The organism is Alistipes dispar (assembly GCF_006542685.1).
GTDB lineage: Bacteria > Bacteroidota > Bacteroidia > Bacteroidales > Rikenellaceae > Alistipes > Alistipes dispar.
Genome location: NZ_AP019736.1, coordinates 157764 through 174065 on the forward strand (window position 1 = coordinate 157764; position 16302 = coordinate 174065).

Genomic DNA, 16302 nt, shown 5'->3' on the forward strand with positions numbered 1-16302 from the left:
ACCAATTCCGGACAGATACGATTTTTATTGTATGCCCTTTGTATTCCGCCATATCGTCCGTTCCCCATGTTATCAACAGCAGGTTTTCACATTTCAATTCCTCTGCCGCCTCCAAGACTTTCAGTTTCCGCTCACGGGTCTTGGCGTTCGAGATATCATACGACCTTTGTTCGAGGAAAGTTCGAATGACCTCGCAAATACAAATCCGTTATTTGTAGTAATTGGAAAACGATACTTTTCATTCAGTATGTTTATTGTACTGCACAAAAAATACGCTTTTTTTATGTAGAGAGTGATCATTTTAGAAAAGTACATCTCTACACCTGATAATCAGCCAATGCTGATTATCAATCTCCTTATTTATATATTGTTTTATCGATTAGACAAAAGCAGTCATTTTTTGTCCAGCCGGGAAGACAATTTCTCTTTTCCTTTGGGTGGAAAGACCTTCCATGATTCTGCCGGTCTATTTTTATTGGGCTAATCCGGATTCTTTTTCCAAACATTTCAAACCAACCTGTAGCGGTCACGACTATACCTTAATATGGAACTGTCGGTACAGGAATATCAATATCTGGTTTCGGAGATAACCCGCGAGACGGGTGCCAAACGGGACGGGAGCGGTAAGAACCTTATCGTTCCGCGCTGCCCGTTCTGCGGAAAGTCGGGCGGTAAGTTCGGTATCTACATCGGCAAGGCGACTGCCCACCGCCGGCCTTTCATGGCCCACTGCTTCTCCTGCGGGGCATCCACCCGTACATTGGAGCAACTTCTGGCGGCTATCGGTCGCATGGACCTGATGGTTTTGCAGACAGCTGACATTGCCGCACCGTTGAACCTGCACCTGCTGGAGAAGGACGAGGCGGAAGAAATAGACGACGAACTGGTGCCGGTCGAATTGCCGGACTTTTACAAGCGCACTTTCCGGCATCCGTATTTGCAGCGGCGCGGCTTCTGTTTCGACGATTACGAGTATTTCCCGGTCGGGATAACCGGCAGGCTCAATCCGCGCTACGCGGACTATGTCGTCTTTCCGGTCATCGATGACTGTACGGTTGTCGGCTATGTCTCCCGCCATACCTGGCCGAAAGAGGATATAGACGCCCACAACCGCAAGACCAGACATAGCGGCGGGTACAAGATCCTGCGTTACCGGAACTCCACGGAAAACGACTTTTCCAGACTCCTTTATAACTACGATGCCGTCCGTATGGATGAAACCGATACGGTCATCCTCGCGGAAGGTATTTTCGATGTCATCGCCCTGACCCGCAGACTCGAACTCTATGACAATTCCCATGTCGCAGCCGTGGCCACTTTCGGAAAGAAAATATCCGATGTACAGATCTACAAGCTGCAATCGAAAGGCGTCAGAACCGTAGTCATCGGTTACGATGGTGATGCCGTCGAGTCGGTAAAGCGGACGGCTGAACGGCTGAAACCCTATTTCGAGGTTTTCATCGCGGACATTGCTGATGCCGCCAAAGACTGGGACGAACTCACGGAAGCGGAAATCTACGGGATTTTCGCCTGCCGCCTGCTGTCCGTCCTTGAATACAAACTCAAAAAAGTACAGGAAAGATGATACAGGAACTTTTCTCATGGCTCGATGCACAACGGATAACCTATATCCCGGTCGATACGGAAGTGGTGGATATTCCCGGCTTCGGGCGGCTTTTCACGGCCGACCTGTCGGGAGTGGAATCCATCTTCCGCGGCGACGGGGACAAGCTCGTGTTCAACCTGATGGAAAGTCCGGATGTGCTGATGGAAGAAGGAATCTTCCATGTGGCCTTCCCGTTCGGCAGGAACTGGTACTACTATGACCTGCGGGAAGAATTCCGTTTCAACCTGCTGAAATATATCGGCCGGCCCAAGCCTCCGGTACATGATGTACCTTTCGTGAACCTCGGCATCCATACCTCCTACGAGCTGCTGAACGCCTGCTGCTCGCCGGAAGATTTGTGCCGCAAGGCGAAATGGCTCGGGCATACGGCTGTCGGCATCTGCGACCGCAATACAATGGCCGCCACGCTGAACCTTCAGAAGGAGTGCGCCAATACCGGGCTGAAACATATATTCGGCTACTCGCTGACAATGATGCACGAAGAAGAACGTGTCGGGCTGAAGATTTATGCCTTGGATAACGAGGGGCTGCATAATCTGCTGCGCATCCAACGGGCCGTCATGGTCGATTCGGAAGACAACACCCTCCGCTATGAACAGCTGCTGATGTATGCCGCAGGTTGTGTGGTGGTTTTCGCCATCCGTTCCGTCTACTGGATGGCCGGACACCCCAAACAGGTGAAGCGTATCCGGAAAGGTGCCGAAGCGGTCTATTACCAGGTCGACGCCAACGAATACAAGGCGGACCGCATCGACAGGGAGCAACTAGAAGCCCTGAAATATTATTTCGGCAACTGTTATGATGCCGACACGGATTCATTTACAGTAGAACCAGTCCTGATTCCGGACTGCTACTACATGGACAAGGACGATGCAGGGTACAGAATCGTGGTGAACAAGATTGCCACGGGAGCCGCCCATGAACAGAGCGATGACCAGTATTTCAAGACAGCGGATGAATTGTATGACACGCTCCGTCCTCTGTTCTCCGGGCAATGGGACTTCGATTCCCTGTTTAGGCGCATGTGCCGTCCCACGGTGGAGATTGCCGGACGTGCGGACGCCTCATTCGAGACCGGGCGAATGTTCATGCCGGAATACCGTATGCGACCGGAAGAGCGGGAACGGTATGGTGACCGCCGTACGATGTTCCTCCGACTGCTTGACGACGGGCTGGACCGGAAAGTGCCGGAACCGGAGCGGGAACGCTATCGGGAACGGCTGGACGAGGAAGTCTATATCATTGAATCGACCGACAATGTGGACTATTTCCTGGTGCAGTGGGATATGGTGCGGGAGGCGCACCGGAGAGGCATCGCAACTGGTATAGGTCGCGGTTCCGCCGGGGGCTCGCTGGTTTCCTACTTGCTTGGCATAACCTCCATCGACCCGCTGAAATACGACCTTATCTTCTCGCGCTTCCTCGTGCCGGAACGCTGCGGGCTCAGCTGGAAAGACGAACTGACGGTGCTTGCCCCGGACATCACACTCGGCAAGGGCGAACGCTATGTGGAGATGGAATCTGAAGGCAAGACTTACCGTCTGTGCACGGATGCCCGGATGCGGGTAATCCGTAACGGAGAAGAGCGGACGATATACGCAGATGAATTGATGTGTGGCGACGAAATCCTTTTTGACCGCCGAGATTGCTTGTGGAACCTAAAGGAACTCGAAACCCATGAATCCGACCTACGAACACCACCGTCCCTATGACGGTTGCGACCTTTACCGGGGCGATGCACTCGATGTGCTGCCCCTGCTGGCTGAAGAAGGCATCACTGCCGACATGGTATTGTCAGACCCTCCATACGGTACGACACATTGTCGATGGGACGCCGTGATAGACATCCCCGGGATGTGGAATGCTGTACAGGGCATATCCAGACCTGACACTCCCGTACTGCTGTTCTGCCAGCATCCTTTTACGAGCCTGCTGGGCAGCTCCAATCTCCGCAGGCTGCGGTATGCCTGGGTATGGGAGAAGACGCAGGCGACAGGCTTCCTAAACGCCAGGCGTATGCCGATGAAGGCGCACGAGGACATTCTGGTCTTTTACGACAGGTTGCCGAAGTATCATCCGATCAAGACGGACGGGCACAAGCGCAAGGTCGTGATGGCCGAACATCAGCGGAAATGCGATGCCGGCGAGATATACCGGAAGCACGATAATTTCCGGGATTACATATCCACGGAACGCTATCCGCGCAGTGTGCTGAAATTCAAGACGGACAAGCAGCTCTCCTGCCTGCACGCGACACAGAAACCTGTCGCCCTGCTGGAATACCTGATACGCACCTACACCGACGAAGGAGACATCGTCCTCGACTTTGCGATGGGCAGCGGCAGTACAGCCGTGGCCTGCCGGAATACGGGACGCCGGTTCATCGGCGTGGAGATAGACCTGGGAATTTTTCAGACAGCACTAAACCGTATAACCCATGGCTGACACCCGGGAAATCTGGGTGGATATCAAGAACTATGAAGGAAAGTACAAGATCAGCAACCTCGGGCGTGTCAAGAGTCTGGAACGGCAAGTTTCGCATGACGGTATCACCTGGACACAACCCGAACGTATCATGTGTCATTGGTGTGGGACGACTTCGCTCTATGACTGTGTCCGACTCTACAAGGGCGGTGTCGGAAAGAAGTTCTCCGTGCACCGTCTGGTGGCACAGCACTTCCTGCCCGACTGGAATCCGGGACTGGAGGTGAACCATATCGACGGGAACCGCGACAACAACCGTGCGGATAACCTGGAAATGTGTACGCACCAGCGGAATATGGAACATGCCATAGCGGGTGGCCTCAAACGGGATTACGGCGAGAAAAGCGTGAACGCCAAACTGACCAACGGGCAGGCGGAAGAGATACGGGTGAGGTATTCCTCCGGCCAGGCTTCCCAGAACAGCCTGGCAAAACAGTACGGTGTCAGCCGCCAGACGGTAAGCGCGATAATACGATACAAGAAATATATCAGATGAAAGTAACACATATAAGAATCAGGAAAGCAGACGGACCGCTGACGGTCATGGATGCCTTTGTGGACAAAGGACTGACAGAAGGCGGCCACGCTTCGCTGCCGGACATAGATGTCGACTATGCCTCCGACCGGCGGCAGGAGATCAAGGATTACCTGGAAGAACGGTACAACGCGGACGGCCGCCAGCGTGTCTTTTCCGCCGGCACCTTTACCACGATGAAACTGAAAGCCGCCTTGAAGGACGTGGCACGCGTACACCGCGTGCCTCACTCCATCGTGAACTATATTACCGCCATGATAGATGACGGCACGGACTGGACAGGACTGTTCAGACAGGCTGCCTTCAACAGAAAACTTCGGGACTTTATCCAGACCTATCCGCTGGTCATCGAGGACGTGCAAGGATTGCTCGGACAGCCCAAAGCGGCCTCCATACACGCCTCGGCCATCGTTGTCACACCGGACACGCGGGACGGCAGGCCCGCCGAATGCTTCGATTTCCTGCCGGTCCGTAAGATGGACGGGGCACTGGTATCGGAGTTCGACGGCTATTCGGTCGATGAGATCGGATTGTTGAAGGAGGATGTGCTGGCGACAAAGGAACTTGCCAAACTGAGTGCCGTCATCGCGTTGGTCAACCGGAATTTCGGGCAGGAACTTACTATCGGGCGTATTACGCAGGATATGCTGGAAGACGGGAAGACCTACCGACTGCTCTCGGACGGCAACACGCAGAATGTGTTCCAGTTCTCTTCGCCGGGCATTACCCGGTTTATCCAGGATGTACAGCCGGAGTGTATCGAGGACCTGATCGCCATCAATGCCCTGTACCGTCCCGCCACACTCGACATCGGTGCCACCGATGATTATGTCCGTTTCAGGCGTGGCGAAGTGGCCCCGGTCTATAACTACGGCTGTTATGAAGCAACGAAGAACACTTTCGGAATCATGGTCTACCAGGAGCAGTTCATGTCCGTTGCTCATACGCTCGGGGGATTCGACCTCGGGAAGACCGACTATCTGCGCAAGGCCATAGGAAAGAAGAAAGCCGACCTGATGGCCACGCTGAAGGCGGATTTCATTGCCGGAGCCGTCGGGAACGGATGCCCGGACTATGAGGCGGAGGAAATCTGGCACAAGATAGAGGTAGCCGGGAAATATTCGTTCAACCGTTCCCATGCCGCGGCATACGCCCTTACAGCCTATTGCGGGGCATGGCTCAAGGCCAATTACCCCTCGGCATTCTACACGGTGGCATTGCAATGGGCGGACGACAAGGAGATTCCTTCGTTGATGGCGGAGATGGAACGCTGCTCGTCGGCCAAGATCGTGCCGCCGGACATCAACCGCTCCGGGACGGAGTTCTTCACCGACTATGCCACCGATGAAATCTTCTGGTCGCTTACCCGTATCAAACAGGTCGGTGTCAAGACAGTGGAATACATCGTCACGGAACGCGACCGGGGCGGGGCATATACCGGTATCGAGAACTTCATCCACCGCATATTCCGTTACAAACTCAAGAAATACAGTTACTGGGACGACCCCGACAACGCGGAAGAGGCCGTGAAAGTCCCCGTGAACGCCCGGCATGTCAAGCACATGATCCTTGCCGGATGCTTCGACCGTATCGAAAAAGTCGGGGCGGTTACCGAACGCTGCGCGCTGCTCGAACGCGCAGCACGGGAACTGGGATTCTCCCTTTCTGAAAAAGACTTCCCGCAGGACATGCGCGGGCGGCATTTCTTCTGGTCGCAGCAGCAGATTGCCGTGTCGGGCATAGGCAGCATCGATTATCGCCGCATCTTCAACAATTCGGAAGCCCGCAGGCAGGTCAAGGGAAAAGCCTCTTACCTGACCCTGGACGAGGTGGCACGGGACGAGAACGACGGCAGGCGTGCGACTGTCTGCGCCACGGTGGTGGATGTAACCGAACATACCTACAAGGACAGGGAGACGGGAAGCCGGAAGCGTTTCGCCAAGCTGACACTCTCCCAGAACAACCGTCTGGCGGAATGTGTATGCTGGAACGACTATTACATGGAACACCACACCGTGATCCAGTCGCTCAAAGACCGGGTGGTCATCCTCACTGCCGTCATCCGTTACAGCGACTACAACGGATGCAATACATTACAGACCTATAGGAACTCATTGTTATTCATTCAATCCTGAAAAGATATGGCACCCAAGACAGAACAGAAGATATATGTAGGCATCGGGCTGGACTTCGAGACCGGAGGGCTGGACTGCCGTGAATGCGCCTGTACACAGATCGCCCTGCAAGCCGTCCGTTTCGACACATGGCAGGTATTCGACCGCTATCAGGCGTATATCGCCCCCTACGGGAAACAGGACGCGGGGCTTCCCCGACGCAAGGTGTTGCGTACCCGCCATGAACAGGCGAAAGAACCGGAATATGTCCCGATGAAGTACGAACAGACGGCATTGGACTATTCCGCCATTACCATGGAGATGCTGCGCACACAGGGTGTGGACATGAAGAAAGTCGCCGGAGAAGTCATCGCCTTCGCCAAACGCAGCACCCTCTCGAAGGGCTATCAGTGCAAGCCCGTGCTGGTCGGACAGAACATCGCTTTCGATATCGGATTCCTGCAACAGCTGATGAACTATGCCGGACTGGCCGCCGAGTTTGAAAAGACCTTTTCCGGTACCAAGGACTATTACGGCAACTTCCAGCCGCACTACATCGACACGCTTGTCATGGGACGGTTGGCTTTTGCCGCTGATCCGGAGGTTACTTCGTATAAACTGGAACTGGTAGCCTCAAAATTGGGGGTGGAACTGGACGATGCCCACGATGCGGCTGCGGATGTGACGGCCACGCTTGACATCCTGGGGGTCTATACCTCCCGTCTGCGCCAGACGGAAGGGGCGGCAATCGCTACACAGAAGAAAGAGAAAACCCGTAAATATTTCAAGATATGAGTATGGACACGAATAAGGAAGCCCAAGGCATTGACCGGGAACAGATTCCCGAGACCATTACATTCCGTACGGCGGACCGGATGACCTACGGGGCGCTGGGCTATGACGGGAACGAACTGATGGCGTTCATATCGGGCTACGACCTGGAAATCAAGTTCAACCTGCGGCTCATCAACTCGCTAGCGGATGCGGAGGCGTGTGCCGATGCGTTGGCCCAGGTATTCTATGACGCATTAATGGAGCAGTTGCTCAATGAAAAGGCGGATTTTGTAAAACCTCCGGGATACAAACCCGCTACTCTTTCAGAAAAGGAAGGAAGAACCGATGTCAGACAAGATAACGAACACGCAGGATAGGCCGGAAGAGAAACCGCTCACGGAGCAGGAGCTGCAATTCTGCAACCTCTATGTGAACGGCGGGCTGGAATATGCCGGACGGCCGAAAAAATGCTTTGTGGAGGTATTCGGTGAGGATACGGTGAAGAACCCGTATGCTTCGGCCAATTACCTGATGAACAAACCGCATGTGCTGGCACATATCAAGGCATTGCTCTCCTCGGAACGGTTCGAGATGGAGACGATGGCTGTAAAGCTGCAGGTGACCGAGACTCTCAAGGCAATCATGGACGAGACGGCCACTTCGGACTATACAGACCGTTTCGGTGTGCCGCTCTCTCCGGCACCGCTCAGGGCCGTGTCGGTCAATGCCGCCAAGGCGCTGATGGATATCTTCCCCATCAGGCACAAGGAGGAGAACCGCCTGCGTATCGAAGGCAGCGACGGCAATGTTATCTTCAATGTAATCGTACCCCAAAATCCTGTAAAAGATGGCGAAGCGGAAACGTAAAATCACTAAGGAAGAAATCGCCTGGTGGGTCTATCTGGCGATGATGATCGCGCTTGTCATCTATGGGTTCCGGGATAGTGCGGCAGCCGAGACTCTGCTGAGGGCTATCAGGGACGCATTCTCACTTTTAATGGAATAAGATATGGAACAACTCAAAGAATTTGTAATGAAGTACTTCAAGATCATTGTCGTGGTACTCTCGTTCTCGCTGACACTGTACATACAGCATGTCAACAACACCGCCCAAATTGCAGAACTGGAAACCAAATGTATCGGTTTGGAAGTGGAAATCAAGAACCAGTATGACCGTATCAACGCCATGAAGCTGGACAAGTCCGTGTTCGAGGCAACCATGATGCAGCTCAACACGGTACAGAATGACCTGCACGAAATCCGTGCCGATATCCGTGAACTTCTCAAATGTCAGGGAACGCACAAGTAAAAACATCATGGAAAGACCAGTTATGAAAAAGAATGCATACGTTACCATCATCGCTTCGCCTGAACTCTCCGAAATGAGGTTGGACGAACTGGTCGGTCGCCGTGGACTGGTCGTTGAAGACCTCCCGCAGAACCGAAAAAAGAACCGGGGCGGCCTTGTATTGTTGGAAGAAATCTATATGGATGAATTTCTGTGGTTCATCCCCGAAGAATCAGTATCATATGAGTAGATTAAACAGAATACTTCTGGCAACGGTGTTGCTGCTCTGTAGCATCCTCTGGCTGCAGCACCGGCGGACAATACGCCTCACGGAAGAACGCGACCGATTCCGCATGAACAGCACCGCACTGCTTTCCGATGTGAAGCGGATGCAGATCGATTCAGCGACGATGGTCCTCGATGCCAAGGCATTGCGGCTGACTATAGATGAGTATAAAGAGTTCCGTGCCAAGGATGCCGAGACCATCGAAAGGCTAGGCGTGAAAATCAGGAACCTCGAAGTGGCTGCACGGCATGAAGTCGAAGTGAAAGCCCCGATAGATGCCGCCATCCGTGACACGCTCATTATCCGTGATACCGTTCCACTGCTGCGGCAGAAGGTGGAGATGGTTACACCGTATATCCAACTTACCGGGTTGATCGAGAACAAACGGCTCAAAGGCGACATCAAAGTTCCGGTAACCCTCAATCAGGCGGTTTGGGTAGAATACAAGGGATGGTGGTTCTGGAAGCGTGTAAAGGCTATCCATCAGTCCATTTCCAGTGACAACCCGTATGTGGAAATCAGGTATTCGGAATATATACGCATACAGTGAAAGAACATGTGTCTTTTATATGTGAAAAGTTCCTGTGACGCCGGTGCGCCAAGGGACTTTTTGCTTTTAGATGTGTTAAAGGCAGATGAATATTCATGCAATGGTTTCCCCGGGATTAGTTTTCAGGTGAAAAATTAAATAACAGATATATTCATGGCAACAATAAAAGTTAAATTCCGTGCCTCTTCCGTCGAGATGAAGGAAGGCTCGCTCTACTATCAAGTGATTCACAACCGTCTGGCAAGACAAGTACATACCGGCTACAAGCTTTTTCCCTCGGAATGGGATGCCGGCATTTCCGAGATCGTGATGGATTCCGGCACGGAAGGGGGGGCGCAGGAATTACCTGCTCTCCGTGAAGACTGCCCTAGCAGAAAACTTGTCCCGTTTGAGAAGCATCATCGCACAGCAGGGATGTTTTTAGAAAGCCTTTCAAGCTCCCGTCCGTGTTTCGAAACGATAAATATCTATGTATCTGACGCATGTATTGTCTCGTTCATCCATAAACCCAAATCGGTTTCCCTTGCGGCATTTTCAAGTCTCTCAAGTAAGACTATTGTTGTCTGTTTTCTTCACTTCTATTCCCTTTCTTGTCGATGTAATACCATTCGTCGCTTTTCCAATAGTGGTATTCTCCGTCCGAACCCGGCACTTCTTTCATTTCTCCCTTGTCGGTTACTTTTGCCTTGCCGTTCTCGAATGGGAAGCCGAAGGCGAAGCGGGGCTTGATGACCGTCCTGCCGCTTTCGTCCGCGTACCCGATACGCCCTCGCTTGTCCACGATACGGTACAATCCCTCGCTGACATAATCGTTGCCATTGTCACATTGAAACACGCCGTAGTGTTTCATGGAACTGCAACCGCATAATAACATTATCACAATTATCGTTGGAATTTTGCTCATTGTCTAAATTTTAAAATATCAGAACCATAAACTATTACCATTCTTCCCGCTCATTGATACACAAAGAAAAGCCAATAGGCTATGCCCAAATTAATCAGAAACAGACCAAGCGGCAATAGTAACTGAAGCCAGAAATAGTTTTTATCCTTTCTTTCAGGATAAAGGCGGTAATAGGCACGCTCCCGCGCTTTGGTAAAGTACTTCTTTTCAATCTTTGAATACACCTCTACTGCTGCCCAGACCAAGCCGACAGACAAAGCTGACGGCAGCCACAACGGTATTACCCAGTATAGGAATCTTATTATAAGAAGCGAAGGGACAACAGCGAAAACCCACAAGAAGATAGCATCCAACGGCATAGACCACCTGTTGTGGATGCGTCGTATGCGACCCGCATAATACAGGTGGTCTATTATGCTGAACTTATATTTCCGTTTGAAAGCCATAGCTGATTTCCATTTTTACAAAAATACTGTTTTTACGGCAGACAAAGAGCATCCGGCACATTGTTTTTCGGCATAACGTGGTGATTGAGTGGACGAAAAACATTATTTTTGCGTTCGGAATCACGATTATCGGCTATGGCGAGTAGATTTCTGCAAGTATTATTGTCGGCAACTGTAGTGGCTTTCATTACCGTAGGGTGTGGCAACAGAGGTTTCAATCCTCCGTCTGACGAGGATATGATTCATAATTTCTATGCCCATGAAGATGCGTTTAATGAAATAACCGAAATTCTGTTGAATTGCCCGTATGGCGACATTTACCCTCCGTTCTATCCAATCGGGAGCGCAACGGATTCATTGTGTTTGTCAAGTCTTGGCAATGAAAAATGCACGCGTCTTGATTCCCTGCTTGCATCGGTGGGTGGTAGGAGATTGTATTTCAAAAGCCGGCATACTTTGTGGCAGATTGAACATGGCGATTTTAGCTCAATTCCTCCCATTGAGGAACTGCCCGACACCATTGTTCCAAGCATCTCTATCATTTACTATTCTGCCGGTTGGTCTGTCGGGCCGAGTGTGGACAAGCAGTATGCTTACAGGTTCGCGGAGGACTCAACCTATGCGGTCAATTGGGAACTGAACGACCTGATTGAGCTTGTTAGGAATGATCCGGATGCACCGGGCGGTATGGCATCAAGACACATTGAGGGCGATTGGTATATTGAATTATGGTATGACAAATGATAATTATGCAATGAAAGTTACCGATATATACGAAGCTATGAACAGCAAGGCGGAAGCGTTTTTCGAGTGGTTGCAGGCTCACCCTAAATACGGGTTGCTGTTTGGTGTCGGGTTGCTTGCCCTATGGCTTGCAGGGTTGCTGTTCCGTTGGAAATGGGCATGTGAGTGGCAGTTTCATGGAAAGCTATGGTTCTTTGATGATTGCAAACCCGAAACACGCCGACGGATTAAGATAGTGCTGGTCAGCGTTCTGATTATCCTCATATTGGTCGATTTCTTTGTATGGAGGTGAGAGCATGGATAAAGACAATCGCAAATACCGGTTCTGCTTCATCGACTATATGTGGTATGTAGCCGAAAAATGGAGCGAGCGAGAGCATAACAATCTCAATGGGAGAATGTTGCTTTTCCTATGCTGGCTGTTTGCCATAACCATACCGCTTGGAATACCGCTACTATTTCGCCTTTTCAGTTGGATAATTGCTTTTGCCATAGTAATGATTCTTTGCTTTCTTCCCGACTTATTTTGCCAGCTCCGTTACACAGCCGGGCGGCGTGAAGCGCTCCGTAAATATTACGGAAAGATGAAACACTCCGGCAGGAAGCTCGCCAAAATAGTCCTTATCGTCATCGCCCTGACCGTAGCGAATTTCCCACTAATGTTTCACTTCGGATTTATACATTGGGCATGACAATGCCTGCCACTACCGCCACTGCAATGACAACGGCATAGTACACCTCTATCGCCTTTTTCCAATATAGAGGACGCAAATCAAGTTCTTCTCGGATTTCCATTCTCCAATCAGAAGGTTTGAACTGAAATCCGGAGATGCACCATGCTGCGACAACCGCCCATCCGATCAATATGCCGGTAACTATTTTCTGACCGTTATTCGGGTCGTCTTTTAGCGTAAGTAATGCCACCAAAATTAATGAGAGATAGGGAAGTCCAATTATCCCACCAGCCCGACGCTCCACCCAATCATGCCCCCCTTTCCTTCGCAGCATATCGTAGGCAAGGATGTATGCGGTTTTATGTATCATCGCAATCAAGCGAAATAAATGAGGTCTTCCTGTTTCTGCTCTTTTCATACTTTTGTAGGTTTTAAAATTCCGTATCTTCCGTCCATTCCAGAGAGTCCACCGGACAAAGCCCGGTGTTTCTCACCTCGTACCACCCGGTCAGCAGTACCCTTATGCTGTCCGGCGTATATCCCTTGACCCATGTACATTCGACAAACTTCTGGCTGCCGTCTTGGATTTCATCAAAGGTGGCATGGTTCAATAGCCCTACACGGAACTCTCCTCCCATATCTTCCTCCCTTACCTGCATGACATAGACCGGTTGCCCGTATCGGGATGTGCGACCGTCCTGATTAATCAGATATTGCAAGGCTTCGCTGGGTACTTCCTGACGGGCTCCTACCGTGATATGCAGCGCAAGGTAATCCCTCCACCTTTGCGGAACTTCCGTCCGTGTGTTCTCCACCGGCTCCGCCTTGCGCCCGTCTATCCGCATCAGTGTGCTTGGCAACAGGTACATTTCGGCAATCATCAGAAAGCCGAGGGAGAACAGGAAGAAGTAACATCTGAAGGGGCTGAACCTGCGTCCCTCATAGTGCTGCATGACCGCTTCCCTTCGTGAAAACGGGTATATCCGACCATTCGATAGATAGTGGAGAATTGCGACGATTCCGGCTATCATGGCGACTGTAAACCACTCAAATACCGTGGAGTCGAAAAGGAAATGAGCGGTTGTAAGGAAGATCGGCTCATAGATAAATATCATGATGCAAAGCATCAGCATGGACTCCCCGTCGGGGCGTCTTGGCTCGCCCTTGTAATGCCTCTGTGCCATTTCTCCCAACCAGAACAGGTAGTCGAAGAAATAATAGCGCCGTTGTCGTTCTTGCTCCTTATAGTCCCGTTTCTTCATTCTAAATATAATATTTGGTGGCTAACCGACCTTTAGGGGAGGTTACGCCGTTTGCTATCTACCGTTGTTTGATTTCTTTCGTTTAATATGTCTTTGATTAATTCCGGTACAGAAACAAAACGTACCGAAAGACGGAAACAGGATTTATTTCGGTACGCTTCCCCGATCGGCACAAAAAACACGCAAAAAACGAAAAATACTACTTTTAGTATTTTAGTATATTAGTATTTTAACTATATTTGCGGACATGACAACCATTTAAAAAACTGAATTTATGAGCAAAGCAAAAGTAATCTCCGTATTGAATCACAAGGGGGGAGTAGGAAAGACCACAACCACGATCAACCTGGGCGGCGCGTTACGTCAAAAAGGGTACAAGGTTCTTTTGATCGACCTTGACGGGCAGGCCAACCTGACCGAATCGCTGGGCTTCTCCGCGGAGCTTCCCCAAACGATCTACGGCGCGATGAAAGGCGAATACGACCTGCCGATCTACGAGCATAAGGACGGTCTTAGCGTCGTTCCCTCCTGCCTGGATCTCTCGGCCGTTGAAACGGAGTTAATCAACGAGGCCGGGCGGGAACTTATCTTAGCCCACCTTATCAAGGGCCAAAAGGAAAAATTCGATTATATCCTGATCGACTGCCCCCCCCCTCGCTGTCGCTGCTCACGCTTAACGCACTGACGGCCTCGGATCGGTTGATTATCCCGGTTCAGGCTCAATTCCTGGCAATGCGTGGAATGGCCAAACTTATGCAGGTCGTCCACAAGGTGCAGCAACGTTTGAACTCGGATCTTTCGATCGCCGGGGTCCTGATAACCCAGTACGACGGAAGAAAGAACCTGAACAAGAGCGTTTCGGAACTGGTACAGGAAACATTCCAGGGCAAAGTGTTCAGCACCCATATACGCAACGCCATTACGCTGGCCGAAGCCCCGACACAAGGGCAGGATATTTTTCACTATGCCCCAAAATCTGCCGGGGCAGAGGACTACGAGAAGGTATGTAACGAACTGCTAACAGAAATAAAGTAACCATATGGCAAAGAAGAACGATTTAAAAAACAGTATGTCGGCCGGGCTGACCGGGGGATTAGACAGCCTGACCCAATCCACGGCCGGGCAAAAAGAGGCTCAAAAGCCGAAGAAAGCGAAAACCGTGCATTGTAATTTTGTCATGGACGAAACCTATCACCAGAACTTAAAGCTGATCGCGATCCGCAAAGGCGATTCGCTAAAATCGGTATTGCAAGAGGCTATATCTGACTACTTGGATAAAAACAGTTCCCTGCTATAACAGCGTATCGGGAATATACAGGGCAAACACTCCACAAAAGAAATTCTCCAGGAAAAAGGTACGCAAAAAGCACCCCTACACATCAAAAAGTATATTGAAAATGCGATTCCCTATAAAAAACCCGTTGGCAGGGTTAATCTTGCGTATGTTTAACCTGCCAACGGGTACGATATTAATAAACGTTTGGATTAAGGTTGGACGTTTACGTCTTTATCTGCATCAACCCAGCCTGTTGTCTCTGCATCAAACTGGATCGGATTCAACACAGCCTCTCCCTGATCATCATAACCACCACCGAAAATCAACGTGTAGATATGACGCTTGCCCTGTTCCCATGTATCTCCGAACGGAACATAAATTGTTTTGTATTCGCTTGCTGAACCCAACAGATAAGCTCCGGACTGCCGGATTTTGCAGGCGATCTCCAGATAACATTGCTTCGCATTATCGGCCTCCAACTTGCTTTTGGTGGCTGTTTCGGAAACTTTCCAAGCAGTCAGCTCCTGTGGTATATTCAGCATAGGAGTATTTGTGGTAATATCGGTAGCTTCGGTATTGCTATTGACCGTGATGTTTGCGTTTTTCACTACGGTAAATGCGTGTGGAAATGCTAAATCAGACGAACTCCAACTTCCCGTTCCATCGGCTGCCGCAGGCAATGTGAAGGCGCCGGCAAATTTGAAATTATGAATCTTGATCACGTCGATGTCCACCTGCATGTTATCGTATTGGGTCTTTGCTTTGAATACGACCTGTGACAGAATATGTTTGAAATTAAATTTCACTATTCCGTTGTTCATGTCTTTTGTCTGGCCTTTGGCCATGGCATACATCACGTCGTAGTTTGCATGAGTAGTACCGCTTCCATACTCATCCATGCAGGTATAACTTATCTTTTGGACATCCTTGGTGGCTTCCCAACTATAAAACATCATCATGTCTTCACTAACCGTTCCGGGATTGAACGCGTAAAAGTCCAAAGCCTCGGTAGGCCAATAACGAAGGTCGTTCGCATCGTCATAATCCCACTTACCATTTTTGTACACGATCTTCACTCCGTCATGTCCAAAATCCGTGTCTACCTTTCCCATGAAGGCAGTACCATCCGTCGTAAAAGCGAACACGTCGAAATCGGTGCTCGTCAAGTTGTCGGGGGTAGTAGGGATAGCCCTCGTTTCCGCCGCATTACTTAACACGTTAAAACCAATCGCATTCCGTGAGGAGGTTTCCACATTCGCAATCTCCTCGTCTGAGCAACCCATGAGTAGAGCTCCAAAGATTGCCCAAAGCATTACTGTACTTTTTTTCATAAATAAA

General features: G+C 50.6%; 21 protein-coding genes and 1 pseudogene. 17 read left to right on the forward strand and 5 right to left on the reverse strand.

Features of this window, described 5'->3' with window-relative positions; all coding sequences use genetic code 11:
- Positions 1-544 precede the first annotated feature (544 nt).
- The 12 genes from FME97_RS00875 to FME97_RS00925 all read left to right on the forward strand — a co-directional run bounded on the left by FME97_RS00875 (position 545) and on the right by FME97_RS00925 (position 9658).
- Entirely contained in the window at positions 545-1585 is a 1041-nt protein-coding gene (locus tag FME97_RS00875) for a toprim domain-containing protein (RefSeq protein ID WP_004293559.1), read from the forward strand.
- Positions 1582-3339: a PHP domain-containing protein gene (locus FME97_RS00880; RefSeq protein ID WP_004293558.1), complete on the forward strand. Its 1758-nt coding sequence runs from the start codon at positions 1582-1584 to the stop codon at positions 3337-3339. The genes FME97_RS00875 and FME97_RS00880 overlap by 4 nt, the downstream gene beginning before the upstream one ends.
- A gap of 73 nt (positions 3340-3412) precedes the next feature.
- Positions 3413-4072 carry a DNA-methyltransferase gene (locus FME97_RS00885; protein WP_229119263.1) on the forward strand — a complete coding sequence of 220 codons (660 nt, stop codon included), beginning with the start codon at positions 3413-3415 and terminating at the stop codon, positions 4070-4072.
- A complete protein-coding gene (locus FME97_RS00890; protein WP_004322855.1) occupies positions 4065-4607 on the forward strand; it encodes an HNH endonuclease in 543 nt (180 codons plus the stop codon). Before FME97_RS00885 ends, FME97_RS00890 begins: the two co-directional genes overlap by 8 nt.
- On the forward strand, positions 4604-6781 hold the full coding sequence (locus tag FME97_RS00895) for a helix-hairpin-helix domain-containing protein (protein WP_009316564.1): 2178 nt from the start codon (positions 4604-4606) through the stop codon (positions 6779-6781). The genes FME97_RS00890 and FME97_RS00895 overlap by 4 nt, the downstream gene beginning before the upstream one ends.
- Before the next feature lie 6 nt (positions 6782-6787).
- Positions 6788-7555 carry a 3'-5' exonuclease gene (locus FME97_RS00900; RefSeq protein WP_008860772.1) on the forward strand — a complete coding sequence of 256 codons (768 nt, stop codon included), beginning with the start codon at positions 6788-6790 and terminating at the stop codon, positions 7553-7555.
- A complete protein-coding gene (locus tag FME97_RS00905) occupies positions 7552-7911 on the forward strand; it encodes a hypothetical protein (RefSeq protein ID WP_009316565.1) in 360 nt (119 codons plus the stop codon). Before FME97_RS00900 ends, FME97_RS00905 begins: the two co-directional genes overlap by 4 nt.
- Positions 7880-8401 carry a hypothetical protein gene (locus tag FME97_RS00910; protein ID WP_009316566.1) on the forward strand — a complete coding sequence of 174 codons (522 nt, stop codon included), beginning with the start codon at positions 7880-7882 and terminating at the stop codon, positions 8399-8401. Before FME97_RS00905 ends, FME97_RS00910 begins: the two co-directional genes overlap by 32 nt.
- Positions 8382-8540 carry a hypothetical protein gene (locus FME97_RS12435; RefSeq protein WP_008860769.1) on the forward strand — a complete coding sequence of 53 codons (159 nt, stop codon included), beginning with the start codon at positions 8382-8384 and terminating at the stop codon, positions 8538-8540. The genes FME97_RS00910 and FME97_RS12435 overlap by 20 nt, the downstream gene beginning before the upstream one ends.
- Before the next feature lie 3 nt (positions 8541-8543).
- On the forward strand, positions 8544-8843 hold the full coding sequence (locus FME97_RS00915; RefSeq protein ID WP_004322861.1) for a hypothetical protein: 300 nt from the start codon (positions 8544-8546) through the stop codon (positions 8841-8843).
- 22 nt (positions 8844-8865) lie between these two features.
- Positions 8866-9072, forward strand: a complete 207-nt coding sequence (locus tag FME97_RS00920) for a hypothetical protein (protein WP_008860768.1) — start codon at positions 8866-8868, stop codon at positions 9070-9072.
- The gene (locus FME97_RS00925; protein ID WP_008860767.1) at positions 9065-9658 is read left to right on the forward strand and encodes a DUF6549 family protein; all 594 of its coding nucleotides are present in this window, start codon (positions 9065-9067) and stop codon (positions 9656-9658) included. The genes FME97_RS00920 and FME97_RS00925 overlap by 8 nt, the downstream gene beginning before the upstream one ends.
- Before the next feature lie 553 nt (positions 9659-10211).
- Here FME97_RS00925 and FME97_RS00935 read toward each other — a convergent pair.
- Together FME97_RS00935 and FME97_RS00940 are read right to left on the reverse strand one after the other, a co-directional pair.
- Positions 10212-10508, reverse strand: a complete 297-nt coding sequence (locus tag FME97_RS00935) for a WG repeat-containing protein (protein ID WP_018665654.1) — start codon at positions 10506-10508, stop codon at positions 10212-10214.
- Between the two features lie 104 nt (positions 10509-10612).
- Complete coding sequence (locus FME97_RS00940) at positions 10613-11008, reverse strand: hypothetical protein (protein WP_009316570.1); 396 nt, start codon at positions 11006-11008, stop codon at positions 10613-10615.
- A 135-nt stretch (positions 11009-11143) separates the two neighbouring features.
- Between FME97_RS00940 and FME97_RS00945 the strand changes: the two genes are divergently transcribed.
- Genes FME97_RS00945 through FME97_RS00955 form a run of 3 tightly spaced genes read left to right on the forward strand, consistent with a single transcriptional unit; the run spans position 11144 to position 12444 of the window.
- A complete protein-coding gene (locus FME97_RS00945) occupies positions 11144-11752 on the forward strand; it encodes a DUF4948 family protein (RefSeq protein WP_141427447.1) in 609 nt (202 codons plus the stop codon).
- 10 nt (positions 11753-11762) lie between these two features.
- Complete coding sequence (locus FME97_RS00950; protein ID WP_009316572.1) at positions 11763-12044, forward strand: Imm17 family immunity protein; 282 nt, start codon at positions 11763-11765, stop codon at positions 12042-12044.
- 4 nt (positions 12045-12048) lie between these two features.
- Complete coding sequence (locus FME97_RS00955; protein ID WP_018665652.1) at positions 12049-12444, forward strand: hypothetical protein; 396 nt, start codon at positions 12049-12051, stop codon at positions 12442-12444.
- On the opposite strand, the gene FME97_RS00960 is transcribed toward FME97_RS00955, so the two are convergent.
- Positions 12428-12844 (reverse strand): hypothetical protein, encoded by a 417-nt coding sequence (locus FME97_RS00960; protein ID WP_009316573.1) that lies wholly within the window; start codon positions 12842-12844, stop codon positions 12428-12430. The two genes, FME97_RS00955 and FME97_RS00960, sit on opposite strands and share 17 nt — an antisense overlap.
- A gap of 13 nt (positions 12845-12857) precedes the next feature.
- Positions 12858-13688, reverse strand: a complete 831-nt coding sequence (locus tag FME97_RS00965; protein ID WP_009316574.1) for a hypothetical protein — start codon at positions 13686-13688, stop codon at positions 12858-12860.
- 274 nt (positions 13689-13962) lie between these two features.
- Here FME97_RS00965 and FME97_RS00970 point away from each other — a divergent pair.
- Both FME97_RS00970 and FME97_RS00975 read left to right on the forward strand, forming a co-directional pair.
- Positions 13963-14723 (forward strand): annotated as a pseudogene (locus FME97_RS00970) (ParA family protein).
- Between the two features lie 4 nt (positions 14724-14727).
- Positions 14728-14985, forward strand: a complete 258-nt coding sequence (locus FME97_RS00975) for a hypothetical protein (protein ID WP_004328504.1) — start codon at positions 14728-14730, stop codon at positions 14983-14985.
- A gap of 188 nt (positions 14986-15173) precedes the next feature.
- Here FME97_RS00975 and FME97_RS00980 read toward each other — a convergent pair whose 3' ends face one another.
- Positions 15174-16295: a fimbrillin family protein gene (locus FME97_RS00980; RefSeq protein WP_141427448.1), complete on the reverse strand. Its 1122-nt coding sequence runs from the start codon at positions 16293-16295 to the stop codon at positions 15174-15176.
- Between the last annotated feature and the right edge of the window lie 7 nt (positions 16296-16302).